The sequence below is a fragment of the Thalassospira lucentensis genome (assembly GCF_011806425.1).
Classification (GTDB): domain Bacteria; phylum Pseudomonadota; class Alphaproteobacteria; order Rhodospirillales; family Thalassospiraceae; genus Thalassospira; species Thalassospira lucentensis_B.
In genome coordinates this window covers 133,721-147,862 of sequence record NZ_JAATOV010000005.1, presented here as the reverse complement: position 1 = coordinate 147,862, position 14,142 = coordinate 133,721, and the positions used below count along the sequence as shown (strand labels likewise).

At 51.0% G+C, this 14,142-nt stretch carries 12 protein-coding genes and 1 other RNA gene; 5 read left to right on the top strand and 8 right to left on the bottom strand.

Annotated elements, in window-relative coordinates; translation table 11 throughout:
• Positions 1 to 384 precede the first annotated feature (384 nt).
• A complete protein-coding gene (locus tag HCZ99_RS15740; protein WP_368484272.1) occupies positions 385 to 2,661 on the top strand; it encodes a TonB-dependent receptor in 2,277 nt (758 codons plus the stop codon).
• Between the two features lie 457 nt (positions 2,662 to 3,118).
• Positions 3,119 to 4,357 carry a methyl-accepting chemotaxis protein gene (locus HCZ99_RS15735; protein ID WP_167447982.1) on the top strand — a complete coding sequence of 413 codons (1,239 nt, stop codon included), beginning with the start codon at positions 3,119 to 3,121 and terminating at the stop codon, positions 4,355 to 4,357.
• A 94-nt stretch (positions 4,358 to 4,451) separates the two neighbouring features.
• On the opposite strand, the gene HCZ99_RS15730 is transcribed toward HCZ99_RS15735, so the two are convergent.
• A complete protein-coding gene (locus HCZ99_RS15730) occupies positions 4,452 to 4,994 on the bottom strand; it encodes an SspB family protein (RefSeq protein ID WP_167447981.1) in 543 nt (180 codons plus the stop codon).
• Positions 4,995 to 5,145: 151 nt separating this feature from the next.
• Positions 5,146 to 5,521, bottom strand: a transfer-messenger RNA (tmRNA) gene (gene ssrA, locus HCZ99_RS15725).
• A 139-nt stretch (positions 5,522 to 5,660) separates the two neighbouring features.
• Here ssrA and HCZ99_RS15720 point away from each other — a divergent pair.
• The 3 genes from HCZ99_RS15720 to HCZ99_RS15710 all read left to right on the top strand — a co-directional run bounded on the left by HCZ99_RS15720 (position 5,661) and on the right by HCZ99_RS15710 (position 7,796).
• On the top strand, positions 5,661 to 6,455 hold the full coding sequence (locus HCZ99_RS15720; protein ID WP_167447980.1) for a thymidylate synthase: 795 nt from the start codon (positions 5,661 to 5,663) through the stop codon (positions 6,453 to 6,455).
• On the top strand, positions 6,455 to 6,988 hold the full coding sequence (locus tag HCZ99_RS15715) for a dihydrofolate reductase (RefSeq protein WP_167447979.1): 534 nt from the start codon (positions 6,455 to 6,457) through the stop codon (positions 6,986 to 6,988). The genes HCZ99_RS15720 and HCZ99_RS15715 overlap by 1 nt, the downstream gene beginning before the upstream one ends.
• A 226-nt stretch (positions 6,989 to 7,214) precedes the next feature.
• Entirely contained in the window at positions 7,215 to 7,796 is a 582-nt protein-coding gene (locus HCZ99_RS15710; protein ID WP_167447978.1) for a TetR/AcrR family transcriptional regulator, read from the top strand.
• Positions 7,797 to 7,901: 105 nt separating this feature from the next.
• On the opposite strand, the gene HCZ99_RS15705 is transcribed toward HCZ99_RS15710, so the two are convergent.
• The 6 genes from HCZ99_RS15705 to cyoA all read right to left on the bottom strand — a co-directional run bounded on the left by HCZ99_RS15705 (position 7,902) and on the right by cyoA (position 13,895).
• Entirely contained in the window at positions 7,902 to 8,540 is a 639-nt protein-coding gene (locus HCZ99_RS15705) for a glutathione S-transferase family protein (RefSeq protein ID WP_167447977.1), read from the bottom strand.
• A gap of 168 nt (positions 8,541 to 8,708) precedes the next feature.
• Positions 8,709 to 9,515, bottom strand: coding sequence for an SURF1 family protein (locus HCZ99_RS15700; RefSeq protein ID WP_167447976.1), 807 nt, complete (start codon positions 9,513 to 9,515; stop codon positions 8,709 to 8,711).
• A gap of 115 nt (positions 9,516 to 9,630) precedes the next feature.
• Entirely contained in the window at positions 9,631 to 10,023 is a 393-nt protein-coding gene (locus tag HCZ99_RS15695) for a cytochrome o ubiquinol oxidase subunit IV (RefSeq protein WP_167447975.1), read from the bottom strand.
• On the bottom strand, positions 10,020 to 10,640 hold the full coding sequence (gene cyoC, locus HCZ99_RS15690) for a cytochrome o ubiquinol oxidase subunit III (RefSeq protein ID WP_167447974.1): 621 nt from the start codon (positions 10,638 to 10,640) through the stop codon (positions 10,020 to 10,022). The genes HCZ99_RS15695 and cyoC overlap by 4 nt, the downstream gene beginning before the upstream one ends.
• Positions 10,641 to 10,650: 10 nt before the next feature.
• The gene (gene cyoB, locus HCZ99_RS15685; RefSeq protein WP_167447973.1) at positions 10,651 to 12,657 is read right to left on the bottom strand and encodes a cytochrome o ubiquinol oxidase subunit I; all 2,007 of its coding nucleotides are present in this window, start codon (positions 12,655 to 12,657) and stop codon (positions 10,651 to 10,653) included.
• Positions 12,658 to 12,764: 107 nt separating this feature from the next.
• Entirely contained in the window at positions 12,765 to 13,895 is a 1,131-nt protein-coding gene (cyoA, locus tag HCZ99_RS15680; RefSeq protein ID WP_167447972.1) for a ubiquinol oxidase subunit II, read from the bottom strand.
• Between the last annotated feature and the right edge of the window lie 247 nt (positions 13,896 to 14,142).

Sequence of the window (14,142 nt, the reverse complement as noted above, 5' to 3'; positions counted from 1 at the left end):
CTCGTCTCTCTGAAAAACAACGTTAGTTTTTATCTGCGGGAAGCGTTGATCACGCTATTTGACCGGGAACATAGCCTCTTAGCTGGGAAATTTCCACCAAATTGCCCGATTTAAACCCGCAAGGCTTTCGACAAAGCGCCTTTGACCACCCCCAAGCATTCTGGGTCCCAATTTTCTGAGCGCCGACACGTTCCCGGATGGCATAAGCGTGCCGCCAAACGATGCCCCGAACTCTGCAAACCACATGCAATTACTTGATTTAAAAATCAAATATTCCGGTCGCCGTGATCAAATTTTCAACAAAATACGATTTCCACAATTGATAATGATTCGCGAATTCATTATCAGGAACCCAGGAACAAACTTATATAAGCGGTTAAAAACATGGTCTCATTCAGTCCTGCGCAGACGAAGAACATGCGCCTCACGGGTACGTTGACGGCGGTGTCCGCCCTAACCTGCCTCCATCTTCTTTCAACTCCTGCCGCAGGCCAGGAGGCATCACAAACATCTGATAATGGTAGCAATAAAAACAAGATATTGACGACGGACGCCCTGAAAGTATCCACAAGCCGTGCTGCACAACGTCCAACAGACATGGCGCAGACCGTGCAGATCATCAGCGCCGAGGAAATTCAGGAACAAACGGCAACCGGAACGTCGCTTAAAGAAACGCTGCCATCACTCATTCCCAGCCTTGATTTTGGCAGCGTTGGTTCAAGAACCAATTACGGTATGAATATGCGTGGCCGGACAGCCATGATTATGATTGATGGCGTCTCGCTGATGGGGGCGCGCGTCGTCAGCCGACATTTGGATTCCATCGATCCCTTCAATATCGAACGGATCGAAGTTCTGTCTGCGGCATCGGCCTTACATGGTGGTAACGCGACCGGTGGGATCATCAACATCATTACCAAACATGCCGACAGCAATGAGCTTGGCTTTGAAAGCTTGATTTCTGGCACGTCCGGTTTTCAGGCCGATGACGACCTTGATTATCGAGTTGCGCAATCGGTGTCTGGTGGCGTGGAAAATGTCCGTGGCCGCCTGTCATTGGCATATTCCAAGACCGGAAACCTTTATGATGGTTCGGGCGAACTGATCCCGCCAGATACCACGCAAACCAGCATTCAGGACACCACGAATATCGATCTGTTTGCCACCATCGACGCGGCAATCGCCGACGACCAGTCTGTATCTCTTACGATGCAGCATTACCTGAGTGAGCAGGAAAACGACTATTACGTCGATTATGGGACCAATTACGCCGGTTTTTCTGACAGCTCGCTGATTACCGTTGGCGAAGGTCCAAGTTTTGATGTCGAACCGAGTACCGAACGAAATCAGGTGTCATTAAGTTACGACAACCAAGATTTTCTTGGTCAATCGCTTATTGCCCAAGCCTATTACCGTGACGAGGATTTGGCATTTTATCCGTTCCCGCGCACCGGCGGCGGCACATTATCATACCTGACCGGATCGGAACAAGACACGTGGGTTACCGGTGTCAAAACCGCAATGACCAGCGACTTTGACGATTTAGAAGTCACCTATGGTCTGGATCTAAACTATGAATCGTTTGAAGCCACCAACAATTTCTTTGACCGCGATGCGGCCCTTGCGAGTGGTGGCAGGGTCTTTAAGAAACTGGCGGAATTGGAACGTTACCCCGGCTATCAGGTTACGACCGCTGCTGGCTTTGCACAGGGCCTTTATGACATCACCGATAAACTATCCATCCAAGGGGGCGTAAGGCGCGAACATATTCGCACCGCTGTTGATTCCTTTGTCGGTTCTACCCAGCAGATCAACATCGCGCGTGGATTGGCCAGTTCTGCGGACACCATTCCCGGCGGTGATGTTTCCTATGATGTCAACTTGTTCAATGCCGGTATCAAGTACGATATTAATCTGGAAAACCAGGTCTGGTTCCAATTTTCACAAGGGTTCGAAATTGCCGATCCGTCAAAATATTACGGCAAAGGTGACTATACCCTGGTCGGGACGCGTTACGTTTTAGGTGACTATTTGAAAGTTGACGGTTCATCTTTGCAAGGTGTGAAGACCAACAACTATGAACTGGGCTGGCGCCATGATGGTCTTGACCTGCAAACACAGGTCGCTGCCTATTACGCTGTATCGGACAAATCGATCAAAGCGAACAACACCACCCTGTTAATAGATGTGAATGATCTGGCCACCCGGACTTACGGTATCGAAGCCATGTTCAACTATAATGTTGATGAAAACTGGATGGTGGGCGCGTCAGGCCATTATGTACGTAAGATGGTCGAACAGACCGACGGAAGCTGGGACAAGGAAGACGCCACTTCTGCAAGTCTGCCGAAAACGACCGCCTATGTCGGCTGGCAAGGTGGCGACCTTGGCCTTAAGCTGCAAATGAGCAATGTCTATGACTACCAAGATAGCAGCGATGACGACATGGATGGTTATACGTTGTTTGACTTAAAGGGCGGATACAACCTGCCAGTCGGTTCACTGCTGTTTGGCATCAATAACCTGCTTGATACAGATTACCAGACCATTTGGGGACAGCGTGCGGTGAAGTTCTATTCACCGGGATACGGCCCGGCATCCATATTCGATGCAACTGGTCGTGGGCGAACCTTTACCATGACCTATAACGTCAAATACTAATCAGGTGCTTTAACCTAAAAGAATCCTGATCGATTTGGAAAGGCCTGGCGATATGCCGGGCCTTTTCTGTCTCAGAGACAACATCACGCATCGAAAGGTTATCTTCTCTAAAAAAACAAGGGAGTTTTGCTTGTACGGCTTTTGCTGGAAAGCAAGATAATGCCTCTGATCTGTTGGTCTATACCGAAGCCCCCAAAGAGGCCCAATCCCGCAGAAAAACGCGATTATTTGGCGTCGAGTCGCCCCAAAACACGGAATACCTGAGTTAAAAAATCGGTTTTAAAAAGCACCATCACGTATAGAGTATATGAGCGATAAGTATTGTAAAAATCCGGGCTAATCGTCTGATTTCACAGAATATCCTGCAACTGCGCTTTTAAGCTTGAACAGATCATTGCCAACGGTGGACCATCCGCGCGCCAAGTATGGCAATCTTCTTTCTCAAGGACGTCGAACAATGCTTAAAATCTATCGCAGGACCGCAGATGCGAAATCAAATATGGCTGCTGAAGAAAGCGCCAAGGCAGAAGCAGACCGGCAGAATGCATTTTACAGAGATCTGATAAATTCCATTACCTACAACATCGTCACCTGTGACCTTTCTGGCAATATCTGCTTTATTTCGCGCGATTTTGCCCAAACATTGCTTAAGACCACGGACGTTAATTTCGCCAATGTCATTGGCTCCCCCCTTTCAAAGCTTCATAAAATCTTTGATCGCAAACAGTTTGCCAATTTGGGCAACCGACTTGAAGAAATGCCGATTTATCAGCGTGTCCGCCTTGATGAAGATACGTTGATGGTAACGGTCACCCCGCTTCTTGATGAATATGATACCGTCACTGGCTTTATCATGACCGCCGAAACCATTACCGATCAGGTCAAAATGGGACGCACATGCGTTAGCCTGTCGGAAAAAGTGCGCGAAGCATCTGATAAGCTCAACACCCTATCGTCCGACCTTTCGGAAAATTCATCGGACGAAGCAAACCTAGCGAGCAACATCCGTCAATCGGGTGACCTGACATCCCAGAAAGCCAATCAGGTGTCCGCGGCGTCTGAGGAAATGTCACGCTCCATCAGTGAAATATCATCTCAGATCGATCGCCTGACCGAAGTTGCAAACCGATCGGTTGCAGAAATGGATGACACCGGCAAGGTCATGGCCGAGTTATCCGGCGCGGTTGAAGAAATCGGAACGGTTGTGAAAATCATTCAGGATATCGCCACCCAAACCAACCTTTTGGCCCTGAACGCAACAATTGAAGCCGCGCGTGCGGGCGATGCAGGCAAAGGTTTTGCCGTGGTCGCGGGCGAGGTTAAATCCCTTGCAACCCAGACCGCAAATTCGACCAAGGACATTACCGACCGTATTGCGGCAATTCGTGAAAACACCGAACGCGTGGTTTCTGAATTGAACGATACCCGTAAAGTCATCGAAACCAACGAAGAAATCGCCGGAAATCTGGGTGCGGTTGTCGAACAGCAGCACGCTGCATCGCGTGAAGTTGCGGCCAATATCCTGTCTGTCGCCGATGGCGTTCAATCCATTACAAGCGACCTGGCCCGCCTTGACGAGATGGTCGAAAAAACGTCTGAGCAAGGCACACGCCTATCAAGCTTCTCGCAAAATCTGTCTGAACATTCCGACAGCCTGTACGAAGAAGTCAAAGGCTTCATAGAGGAAGCTCTTTAAACTGAAAAAGGCGGGTGGTTGTTTCAAACCATCCGCCTTTTTTTGTATCTTTTGCCAGCCGCCTTACGCGGCACACGGTGCCCAAGCCCCGCGGTTATTTCTTACGGAACGCGTCCAGTGCAATAACTTCGCCGGTTTCATTGGCATCTGGTTTTGGCTTTTTACGCGCCTTGGACGGCTCCGCCACCAAAGTTGCCGGGGTGTCGTCGTCATCGTCGTTCAGGTCCGCGTCAAGATCGTCATCTTCGTCGTAATCGAAATCAGCATCATCCATTTCTTCTTCGACGCTGAATGTCAGCATGAAGTTGGCGGACGGATCGACGAAGGCCAGCATCGCATCATAGGGAACAACCAACGTCGTTGGCATGCCATCAAAGCTCATGCCGACCGAGAAATGATCGTCTTCAGACTTCAGATCCCAGAACCGGTGCTGCAAAACGACCGTGATGTTATCAGGATGCGCTTTGCGCTGATTTTCCGGCAAAGCGACACCGGGATGATTGGTCTGGAAGGTGATGTAATAGTGATGCTCGCCGAAAAGGCCTTCTTCGGCCACGCGCGCAAGGATATCTTTCACCACGCCGCGCAGTGCCTGATCGACCATAAGATCGTAGCGGAATTCTTCCGGTTTCTGCATCAGTAATCCTGTATCTGGCGGGTGCACCGCCGTTTTGCGGCTCATCCCGTCACGTTAATATAGTAATTGATCACGTTCTTAACATCATAACGTGCTCGATTAGGTTTTGATCCTAAACTCTATTCATAACGCAGCAGGAGAGAAATACAAGAGTGGGGCGTTCTGTTGCTAGGTGCCCCGTCCCCCACCAAGTTACCGCTCCCGGCAACCGGAATTTCGCTTTGGTGCTAGTGCCGCTTACGCAGCAACAGCTACCGGAGCATTGTTGTCGTTTGCATTTACAAACATTAGCCCGATAACGGTGGTACCATGCCGAGCGCCAACAGAGGCTTTTACTACACACGTCGATCCTATTTCGGCCCCAACATCCTCGCCTGAGTCGGACGAAGTCAAAGTTTGAAAGTTGGTGGAGCCGCCGGGTACCGCCCCCGGGTCCGTAATGTCTATTCTGCCAAGTCGTGTAACGCCATAGTCGGGTTGCCCCGACAGCCCCTATATAGGTCAAAGGGCCCTTATGGCACAAGGGAGTTTGGCAAATTTTTCTGTCATTCGCCAAAAATAGCGTGGTTGTTCAAAGCCAAGCATCCCGGTTGCCCGCATCGCTTGCCGAGGCTGACGGACCTGACTATGCTGCGTCAAACACGATTCCCAAAAACAGGACACAGCATGCAGCAATATCTCGATCTGATGCAGATGGTGCGCGACACCGGGACCGCCAAGGAAGACCGAACCGGGACCGGCACGGTATCTGTATTTGGCCACCAAATGCGGTTTGACCTGTCAAAGGGCTTCCCGCTGGTGACCACCAAAAAGCTGCATCTGAAATCCATTATCCATGAATTGCTGTGGTTTTTGGATGGCGATACCAATGTCAAATACTTGCAAGATAACGGTGTGCGCATCTGGAATGAATGGGCCGACGAAAATGGCGACCTTGGCCCGGTGTATGGTGGCCAGTGGCGATCCTGGCAGGGTGCCAACGGACAGACGATTGACCAGATCACCGATCTGATTGATCAGATCAAAAACAATCCTGATTCGCGCCGCCTGATTGTTTCGGCATGGAACGTTGCCGACGTGCCCAACATGGCGCTTCCGCCCTGCCACTGCCTGTTCCAGTTTTATGTCGCAGATGGAAAACTATCCTGCCAGCTGTATCAGCGCAGTGCGGATATCTTCCTTGGTGTGCCATTTAACATCGCATCCTATGCGCTTCTGACCATGATGATTGCGCAGGTTTGCGATCTTGATGTCGGTGACTTTGTCCATACCCTTGGCGATGCGCATCTTTACACCAATCATCTTGAACAGGTTGAATTGCAGCTGTCGCGCGACCCCCGGCCGCTTCCGACGATGAAAATCAACAAGGACGTTAAATCGATCTTTGATTTCACCTTCGATGATTTCGAACTAGTTGGCTATGACCCGCACCCACACATCGCTGGCAAGGTCGCCGTCTAATGGCCAGTAACGACAATCAACAGATCGAACGGGTCGCCGTTGTTGCCGCCGCCGAAAATGGCGCGATTGGCAAAAATGGCTGGATGCCTTGGGAATTGCCCGAAGACCTGAAACGGTTTAAGGCGCTGACCCTTGGCAAACCAATGATCATGGGCCGCGTCACGTTTGAGGCCATTGGCCGTCCGCTGCCCAAGCGTACAACCATCATCGTCACCCGCGACAAAGATTGGTCATTCGATCATGAAAATGTGCGCGTCTGTCACGATATCGAAGCGGCCGTAAAACTGGCTGACAACATCGCCAAGACCGACGGTGTAAACGAAGTTATCATTGCTGGCGGAGCACAGATTTATCACCTTGCCCTGCCCTATACGACCCGGTTTGAATTAACCGAAGTCCATGATGATATTGACGGCGATACGTTCCTTGATCCGTTACCCAAAGACCAATGGACCGAAACCGGCCGGCAAAAGATCGAAAATCCCGATGGCCCCGATTACAGCTTTGTCACGCTGGACCGTAACCCGCGCTAGCATAAAGCCAATCGACCAGACGCGTTCAGTCTATCGGATGATCGGGCCCTTTGATGTTTAAACGCTGCCATATTGCATGGCGGCGTTTTTTATATCCGACACCGCAACGCACAGAACAAATCGCACCGAACCGACGGCTAAGCTTGATTTTCGTTGCCATAGGTTACATTTTGATCTGTATTATAGAACATCCGTTCCAGAGTATGTTCGCAACCAAGGAAATGCCATGCCCCGCCCCCGCGCATTTGACGAAGAAAGCGTTCTTGATAACGCCATGAACATTTTCTGGCGCAAGGGATTTGAAACCACATCGGTTCAAGACCTTGTCGAAGAAACGGGGCTGAACCGTGCCAGCATGTATTCAAGCTTTGGCGACAAGAAGGCACTTTTCCTGCGTGTTCTAGAACATTACAGCGCAAAAATCAGCACCAAGCGGTTCGAAAAACTGCGTGAAACCGCCGATGGCCGCGAAGCCATTGTTGCGACATTTAAGGACACCACCTTGCAGTGCTGCAATGATGGCCGCTTTAAGGGGTGTCTTATGGTCAATTCGGGCATGGAACTGGCCCCGCATGATCCAGACATCGCCGCCATTTCACATCGCGCATTTCGCCGGGTCGAAGATATGTTTGCCAATGCCCTAAGGCGTGGCGTCGATGCCGGGACGATTTCGGGCGACAAAAACATCCGCGCCCTTGCGCGTTTTCTTGCCGCATCGTTTCAGGGCGTGCAACTGATGGCCCGTCGCGGCAGTGATCCGGAAACACTGCAAGATTACACCGAAACGATTTTGGCAGCTCTGGACTGATCAATTTCTTGGCTACGGTTAAGAAAACAGCGTTAACAAGACAAAGGGCCGGTTCCAAATCGCAGGAACCAGCCCTTTATTAATCATACAAAAAATAAGACGCGATCAAACCGCCATAGATGCTTCGACGTACGGGGCGTCTAGTTCCTGCATCCGCACATAGGCCGGACGCAGATTAATCCGGCGGATGTAATCTTCAAAGACTGGGGTTTCCGGCAAGATGTCAAACATCCGCCCATATCGGATCGCCGAGCCCATCACAACGTCAACCGTGGTGAATTTTTCGCCAAGTATCCATGGCTGCGCATTGCCAATAACATCGCGCAGCATGGCCATAAGGGTATCCCATTCGCGATAAGGCGACATGCTGCGATCACCTGGCTCTTGCTTGCGGACTCTGTCTATGAAAGCAGGTTCGATCGTCGACGGAGAGAAAAACAACCAGCGCAGATATTCACCACGCATCGGATCATCAAATGTCGGGGCCAAGCCGGCAGCCGGAAACATATCGGCCAGATAACAGCAAATGGCGGCGGCCTCTGTCACGACCGTATCGCCATGCACGATGGTTGGCACCTTGCCCAATGGATTAAGGGCAAGGAATTCTGGGGTCTGCCCTTCCCCATTGCGGATGTCGATCATTTTGACATCGAATTCGATGCCAAGTTCTTGCAACATCCAATGCACAATATTTCCACGCGATGGCGCAGAGTGATAAAATGTCAGCTTGCGGTCCGAGATCATTCCAAAGGCTCCTGCTTGTGATATCGAGGTTATAAGCGATGTGGTGGCCGCATATTGCGCACCGCCTCAACGCTCTGTAAACGACGTGACAAGCAGGTTCCTGACAGCAGTGCGTCAGGAGAACATCAGAAACGCACAGGACCGCGCACCGACAAATATCCAATCTTCTTAGTCGTCTAACTCCACATCGTCATCATCGCTTTTACGATGACGGAGCACCAACCACGCACCAACCAGTGTCAGTGCGGCCATCCCAAACCACGTCAGCGCGTACATAAGGTGGTTATTGGGGAAATTGATTTTGGTTAAGCCACCAACAGGAAGCGTGTCCGGATTGTTCTTGCCATCCGCATCAATGAAATACGGGGCGACACGATCCGGCGAAAGGCCCTGCTTGATGGCGATCGCCTTCACGTCGCGTGAATACCAGCGATCTTCTTCAGGCACGTTGTCGCGCATAAACGTTCCAACCGGCTCGTCCATCCGCAAAAGACCGGTGACACGTGTTTGGCCCTCAATCATGGTTTCAGGACGGTTGTCCGGATCACGTCGGTCTGTCGGCACGAAACCACGGTTGATCATGATGATGGTGCCATCGACGCGTTCCATAGGCGTAATCACCCAATATCCCGCACCGTAATCGGTTGCGGCATAGACTTGGGTTTCAAGATCATTGCGATAGGTGCCAAGCAACGTCACCTTGCGATATTCATCGCGCGCACGCGTGACATTTTCCCAATCTGATGCATCTGGTGCGGTGACGGCATCGCCATGTACACGCGCATCAACCCGCTCAATCAGGTCAAGCTTCCACGCCCGTCGTTCAACTTGCCAATATCCAAGGCCGCAGAACCCTGCAAACAAGATGGCGGCCAACAGCACAACCACAATACGGGTTGTTTTTGACGGGCCTTTGTTTGGTGCGGCGTTCTCTGGCTGATCTTGCTGATTTTCCGAAACGGGTTTGTTGCTCATATCGCTTTCTTTCAACGGGCACTTTGGGATGATACCCGGTCCAAAATAAGTCCAAACAAAAAAGGGCGCGATACCGGCTAAAGTATCGCGCCCCCTTGTAATATCAAGCGTCGGCCTAGCCGAAGTTTTGGATCATCTCGTGATCCATCTTCGGCATCATGTTGATGTTCATGTGGTACATAACCCACAAGGAACCCGACACAGCAATCACGACAATCACCAAGGTAAAGATCAGCGCCAGCATGTTCCAGCCGCCTTCTGACTTGGTGTTCATGTGCAGGAAGTAGACCATGTGAACAATGATCTGAACGACCCCAAGCGCAACGACGAAGGCCGCAGTGGCCATCTTGCTGTCAAGAACCCCATCCATCACCAGCCAGAACGGAATGGCGGTAAGGATAACCGACAGAATAAAGCCGATCAGGTAGCTGTTGAAAGTGCCGTGGCTGGCACCGTCACCATGATCGTGACCATGGTGGTCATCATGTGCGTGAGAATGCGTGCTCATCCCAGAACTCCCAACAGGTAAACAACAGAGAAGACACCGATCCAGATCACGTCCAAGAAGTGCCAGAACATTGACAGGCACATCAGGCGACGTTTGTTTTCAGGAACCAGACCGCGTTTACCAATCTGAACCATCAGGGTCACGAGCCAGATGATACCAAACGACACGTGAAGACCGTGGGTCGCAACCAGCGTGTAGAACGACGACAGGAAGCCACTGCGCATCGGGGTTGCACCCAGATGCCACAGGTGATGGAACTCATAAAGTTCCAACCCGACGAAGGCCACACCGAACAAACCGGTAATTGCCAGCCAAAGCTGGGTACCCGCGATTTTGCCTTTTGCCATCTGCAACATGGCAAAGCCATAGGTGATCGATGAAAACAGCAGCATCGAGGTATTGATCGCAACCAGATCCAGATCGAACAAATCTGCCGGCGATGGCCCGGCCGCATAGTTGCGACCGAGAACACCGTGCGTTGCAAACAGGATCGCAAAGATGAGGCAATCGCTCATCAGATAGATCCAGAACCCAAGCATCGTGCCCTGTTCTGGGTGATGCTCTTCCTTGAGATAAAAAACCGGCGCTTCGGTCGGCGCGGCAGTATTATTCGCCATTGTCATTCCCTTACGCCTTCTGACTTGCCAAGAGGGCGGTACGTTCATCCTCAGTCGCGACAACCTCTTCAACCGGGATGTGATAGTCACGGTTGTAGTTAAAGGTATGTGCGATGGCGGTACCAAGCAGGGCAATGAAGCTGACGGCAACAAGCCACCAGATATGCCATACCAAGCCAAAGCCAAGGATCAGCGAAATCGCGGCAAGAATGAACCCAGCGCCGGTATTCTTCGGCATGTGAATGGGCATAAAGCCGGAAGTCGGACGTACAAAGCCACGCTTTTTCATATCCGCCCAAGCGTCCAGATCATGAACAACCGGGGTGAATGCGAAGTTGTACTGCGGGGGCGGTGACGAGGTCGACCATTCCAGTGTACGTCCGCCCCATGGATCGCCGGTTTCATCACGCAACTGATCGCGTTTGAGAACCGCCGTAACGATCGACAGGATGAACGAACCGATACCGCAGGCAATCAGAACCGCACCAAAGGCAGCAATGACGAACCAAATCTGCAGCGACGGATCATCGAAATGGCTGAGACGACGGGTAACGCCCATCAGGCCCAGTACGTAAAGCGGCATGAAGGCAAAGTAGAAACCAACAAACCAGAAGAAGAACGACATCTTGCCCCAGAATGCATCAAGCTTGAAGCCAAACGCTTTTGGGAACCAATAGGTGATCCCGGCAAACATCCCAAAGACCACGCCACCGATGATGACGTTGTGGAAGTGTGCAATCAGGAACAGGCTGTTGTGCAGGACAAAGTCAGCTGGCGGAACAGCCAGCATAACGCCGGTCATACCACCGATCACAAAGGTGATCATAAAGCCAAGCGTCCAGAGCATCGGCACATCAAATTTGATGCGGCCTTTATACATGGTGAACAACCAGTTGAAGATTTTCGCGCCCGTCGGGATCGAAATAATCATCGTCGTGATGCCAAAGAAGGCGTTCACGCTGGCACCTGAGCCCATCGTAAAGAAGTGATGCAACCAAACCAAATAGGACAGGATGGTAATAACGATCGTCGCATATACCATCGAGCTATAGCCAAACAGGCGCTTGCGGCAGAAGGTCGAAACCACTTCCGAAAAGACACCAAAGGCCGGCAAGATCAGGATGTAAACTTCTGGGTGCCCCCAAATCCAGATCAGGTTGACATACATCATTGGGTTGCCGCCCAGATCGTTGGTAAAGAAGTTTGTACCAACGTAACGATCAAGACCAAGCAGAACCAGGACAGCCGTCAAAACCGGGAAGGAAGCAACAATCAGGACGTTCGTGCAAAGTGCGGTCCAGGTAAAGACCGGCATCTTCATCATCGACATGCCCGGTGCGCGCATCTTAACGATAGTCACAATCAGGTTCACACCCGACAACAACGTACCGACACCGGCAATTTGCAACGACCAAATATAGTAATCGACCCCAACATCGGGACTGAACACAATGTCAGACAGCGGCGGGAAGGCCAGCCAACCGGTTTTGGCAAATTCACCGATAAACAGCGAAACCATCACCAGGGCGGCACCACATGCCGTCATCCAGAAACTGAAGTTGTTCAAGAACGGGAACGAAACGTCACGCGCGCCAATCTGCAGCGGCACAACAAAGTTCATCAGGCCCGTAACCAACGGCATCGCCACGAAGAAGATCATGATCACGCCATGCGCGGTAAAGATCTGATCATAGTGATGCGGCGGCAAGAAGCCTTGGGCATCGCCAAACGAGACGGCCTGTTGAGCACGCATCATCAAGGCATCTGCAAAACCACGCAGCAGCATGATCAGTGCCAGGATGATATACATGATACCGATCTTTTTATGATCGATAGACGTGATCCACTCGCGCCACAAGTACCCCCACAGTTTGAAATAGGTCAGTGCGCCAAGAACGACGATACCGCCCAAAACAACTGCCGCAAAAGTCACGACCAAGATGGGTTCGTGAAATGGCAGGGAGTCAAATGAAAGCCGGCCAAATATAAAGTGCAAAAGGTCCGGATTTGAAAACATCGGATTACTCTTCTTTTCGTTTCGGCAACGCACTGGCAAATCCAGTACGCAAACCGCGAAGGGCCGGTTCATTCAACTCCGCGGGACTTGAATTTACCGGCACTGCTTCAGAACCCTATCGACGCGCTCTCAGGAACAGGACTAAACCGATCATCGGCCATTCCATTCTCAAACAGCGGAATAGACGAGATTTGCTGGCTCAGACCACCTGTCGGCGCGGTGCAAAGCGTTGCCACATATGACTTGCTCGACGGCAAGAACTGACTGCCACGTTCGCGCGGGGTATCGTATGTCAAAGACATCACGTTATAGATCCCCGCAAGACCGCCACCGCCGTTTTCGTCGATTGCCATCATTTCGTTCATGCACATTTTCGACTGATCGACGCACATGTTCAAAATGGCAGCATACAGATCCGAATCAACGTCACCGTAATAACGCACGGGTTCATCAATACTCGGCTTTTCCAGTTCCATATAAGCAGAACGGCTCAAGTCGGATCCTTCGGATTTGACCTTGGCAGCCCAATCGGCAAAACCTTCGTCGCTCAGCGTATGGAGCTTAAAGCGCATGTGCGAGAAACCCTCGCCGCTATAGTTCGCAGAGAAGCCGTCATAGACGCCTTCTTCGTTCATAACCGCGTTAAGCTGAGTTTCCATACCGGCCATCGAATAAATCATGCCCGCCATTGCCGGAACATAGAACGTATTCATGACACCAGATGACGTGATCTTGAAACGGATCGGCGTATCAATAGGTACTGCAAGCTCGTTGACGGTTGCGATACCCTGCTCAGGATAGAAGAACAGCCATTTCCAATCGAGGGAAACAACTTCTACCACCATCGGCTCGTGATCTTTCGCCAGCGGGCGTTCCGCGTCGATACGATCAAGCGGGCGGTATGGGTCCAAAGTATGCGTACTGACCCAGGTGATCGCGCCCAAAGCAATAATAATCGCAAGTGGTGCTGACCAAATGACAATTTCCAACTTGGTGGAATGGTGCCATTCAGGATCGTATTCGGCATCTTTATTGGATTGACGATATTTCCACGCAAAGAAAACGACCAGTGCCATCACCGGAACGATGATGAGCAACATAAGGATCGTGGAAACAACGATAAGATCGGCTTGCTGTGACGCAATATCACCGGAAGGATCCATTACGACCAGATTACATCCGGCCAGCAACGTAACCACAGAAGCAATTGCGACGCCGCGTGCAAGTTTTGAAAGCATGCGATTGTACTTTGTCAGTTTCTGGAAGTTGTTCTCACAGACAACCATATGCCTGCAAGCCGCATAACGATCCAGTGAAGACCGTCACACGTCGTACCCCACCGCAACGCATATAGGAATAATAATCCTAAACATCCACGGAAAGGACACAAAAACAGCAAATTTTTTTCAAAAACCTGCCAGGGTGTGAACTTGCGGGAAGTGCTATAGCTGCGTCGCAACAATGTCAAGATATCCGCCACGCATG